Raw genomic sequence first — 2048 nt, forward strand, 5'->3', positions numbered from 1 at the left:
ACTTTTTCCCCACGCCCTATAAAACCCCCCCCCCCGGCCCCGGGGCCGGGCGGGGGCCCGCCCCGTGAGGGGGCCCCCCACAACCCCCCCGCGGCCCGGGCCTCCGCGGGGGCGACGAGTTAGTCATGGCGCGTAGAGGCCACCGTCCAAGCCAAGCGCCCGCATCGCGGCCCCGCTTCTGGGGGCGCCACGCGGTGCTGGCGGCGCTCGCCAATCCCGAACGCACCGTCCGCAAGATGTGGGCGACGCGCGAGGCGCTGGCCGGGCTCGACATTCCGCCGGTGATCCCGATCACTTATGCCGACGTAGCCGATCTCGGCCGGCTGGTGCCGGGCGACGCACCGCACCAGGGGCTGGTGATCGAGGTCGATCCGCTCGAGGACATCTGGCTCGGCGATCTGCTCGAACAGGGGCAGGGCGAAGGCGACCAGCGCCCGCTCGTCGTGCTCGACCAGGTCACCGATCCGCACAATGTCGGCGCGATCCTGCGCTCGGCCGCGGCGTTCGACGCGCTGGGGATCGTGACGCAGGACAGACATGCGCCGCCCGAATCGGGCACGGTCGCGCGCTCGGCCTCGGGCGCGCTCGAGATCGTGCCCTGGGTCCGCGTGGTCAACCTGTCGCGCGCGCTGGAGGAGATCGCCGAGGGCGGCTTCTGGCGCGTCGGCCTGACCGGCGAAGCGAACGACACGCTCGGCAAGGTCATCGGCCAGGCGCGCATCGCCCTGGTGCTCGGCGCCGAGGGCGAGGGGATGCGGCACAATACGATGCAGCATTGCGACCAGCTTGCGCGCTTGCCGATATCGCCTAGGATCGAGAGCCTGAACGTGTCCAACGCCGCCGCGATCGCACTCTACGCGGTGGCCGCGCGCGATTGACGATGGGGTGGGGGAAATGACCGCACGGGTGACGCGTCTGGCGCTGGTGCTGCTCGCACCGTTGGTGCTGGTCGGATGCCTGCTCGCGCCGGGCAAATTCACTTCGACGCTGACGATCAACGCCGATCGCACCTTCACCTACGCTGATCAGGGCGAGGTCTATGCCTTTGACCTCAACGAGGCGATGAAGGACATGCCGTCGGGCGACGACGACACCAAGAAGACCGACGGCGTCTCGCTCAAGACCGCGGCCTTCGCTGACGACAAGGACAAGGCCAAGGACGACGCCAAGACCAAGGCGGAGACCGACGCCAAGAACCGCGAGCTGGCCGCGACGCTGGCCAAGGAAGCGGGCTTCCGCAAAGTCGAGTATGTCGGCGATAACAAATTCGTGATCGACTATCAGATCAGCGGGAAGCTCGATCACGCCTATCTGTTCCCGTACAATCTCGACGCCGGCATCATCATCCCGTTCGTCGCGGTCGAGTTGCGCGCCAACGGCACCGCGCGAGTCAAGGCGCCGGGCTTCGCCAACGATGCCAAGGATGCGGCGGGCGGGATGGGATCGGACGCGAGCAAGGCCTCGGCCAAGCTCGACGGCGTGTTCACGCTCGACACCGATGCCGAGATCGTCAGCCAGAATAACGAGGACGGGGTGAAGATGATCGGCGGCCGCAAGACCGTGACGTGGAAGGCGACGCCCTTGTCCAACACCGCACCGATGGCGGTGGTGCGGTTCGCGCCGGGGAAGTAGGGCGCGGCCAAAGGGGGCCGGCGTTGTAGGCATTCCGTCACCCCGGCCTTGTGCCGGGGTCTGCCGGGAGGAGGCTTAAGGCTAGTGCTTCTAGCCCGTCACTCGAAGGCGCGGCGGATGCGGGGACAAGCCCGGCATTGTCTGTTTGAGTTATCGTATAAGCGCGCGGTTCCGCTCATAAGCGGGATGCCCGGGCCGGGTGGCCACCCGGCCCGGGCGCGATTGGTCCGACCGTCCCGGCATAGGGCTCGTGCCCGTCGTCATCTTGGTCGCCTGATCGCTTCCCTTGACGCTTGGTGAGTTGCCAGGGCCGCTTTGTCGACGCCCGCAGACAATCACAAGCCACTGGAGGATAGCCTGCAATGCATGGTTCCACCACCATCCCCACCTGCTTCGTCGGCTGCGATGTCGGCAAG

Annotated in this window: 2 protein-coding genes; both read left to right on the forward strand. The window is 67.6% G+C overall.

Annotated elements, in window-relative coordinates; all coding sequences use genetic code 11:
- Nucleotides 1-125 precede the first annotated feature (125 nt).
- Nucleotides 126-878, forward strand: coding sequence for a 23S rRNA (guanosine(2251)-2'-O)-methyltransferase RlmB (rlmB, locus tag ACTHJR_RS04945; RefSeq protein WP_440522014.1), 753 nt, complete (start codon nucleotides 126-128; stop codon nucleotides 876-878).
- A gap of 16 nt (nucleotides 879-894) precedes the next feature.
- Nucleotides 895-1632: a hypothetical protein gene (locus ACTHJR_RS04950; protein WP_440522015.1), complete on the forward strand. Its 738-nt coding sequence runs from the start codon at nucleotides 895-897 to the stop codon at nucleotides 1630-1632.
- Nucleotides 1633-2048: the final 416 nt, after the last annotated feature.

Source organism: Sphingomonas sp. (genome assembly GCF_051962185.1).
Lineage (GTDB): Bacteria > Pseudomonadota > Alphaproteobacteria > Sphingomonadales > Sphingomonadaceae > Sphingomonas.